The 1,053-nt window shown below is 66.3% G+C and carries 2 protein-coding genes; one reads left to right on the forward strand and one right to left on the reverse strand.

Annotated features, from left to right (window positions below):
• Positions 1-186: hypothetical protein (locus tag U1700_RS15335; RefSeq protein WP_332753527.1), on the reverse strand; the 186-nt coding region annotated here is incomplete at its 3' end.
• Between the two features lie 36 nt (positions 187-222).
• Here U1700_RS15335 and mltG point away from each other — a divergent pair.
• Positions 223-1,053, forward strand: an 831-nt coding sequence (gene mltG, locus U1700_RS15340; protein WP_332753528.1) for an endolytic transglycosylase MltG, incomplete at its 3' end; no start/stop codon positions are given.

The raw sequence follows: 1,053 nt of genomic DNA on the forward strand, positions 1-1,053 counted from the left end.
AAAGACCAAGTCTGCGCAACCCTCTCCCTTCCATGAGGGGGCAAGGGGGGAAGGGCAGGACTTAATGTCTATCAGCTCTAAAATTCCAACCCCGGCGGTGGCCGGGTCCGGTTGCAAAATCATTCGGCTCGCGTCATCGGGCGGAATGGCAAACGGACCCGGATCATCGCCGGGGTTGTTTTGCATCCGGGCCTCGCGGCCCTCGTCAAAACCGGGTGAGATATGCGCAAGGTCGGCTGTATCGGGTTGCTGCTGGGGCTGATCGGCATCGCCGTATTCGCCTGGGTCGCGCATGACTGGGCGGGGAGCGGCCCGGCGCAAAAGCCGCTCGCGGTGGTCGTGCCCGAGGGGGCGAGCCTCGCCAAGGCCGCCAATGAACTGCAAAAGGCCGGCGCCATCCGCTCCGCCGGGCGCTTCCGCCTCTATGCGCGGCTGTTCGGCACGGGCGGCGCGATCAAGGCGGGCGAATATGCCATTCCCGAACATGCCAGCGCGCATGAGGTCCTGACCTTGCTCCAGGAAGGCAAGGTGCGCCAGCGGCTGGTGCCGGTGCCCGAAGGCTATCCCTCTGTCCTGGTCCATGATGCGTTGATGCGCGCCGACGGGCTGACGGGCGACGTGGCCGTCCCGGCCGAAGGCTCGATCCTGCCCGACAGCTATGCCTATCAGAAGGGCGATACCCGTGCCTCGGTCGTGGCGCGGATGCAGAAGGCGATGAAGGATTACCTCACCCAGGCCTGGGCCGATCGCAAGCCCGGCATCGCGGTCAAGACGCCGCAGGAGGCGATCATCCTCGCCTCGATCGTCGAGAAGGAAACCGGCAAGCCGTCCGAACGCCGCACCGTCGCCGCGGTCTACGGCAATCGCCTGCGCAACGGCATGCCGCTCCAGGCCGATCCGACCGTTATCTATCCGATCACCAAGGGCCGCCCGCTAGGCCGCCGCATCCTGCGGTCCGAACTGCACGCGAAGAACGGCTACAACACCTATGCCGAAGCGGGGCTGCCAGTCGGCCCGATCGCCAATCCAGGCCGCGCCTCGATCGACGCGGTG

The sequence above is a fragment of the Sphingomonas sp. RB1R13 genome (assembly GCF_036663775.1).
In the GTDB taxonomy this organism is placed as follows: Bacteria; Pseudomonadota; Alphaproteobacteria; order Sphingomonadales; family Sphingomonadaceae; genus Sphingomicrobium.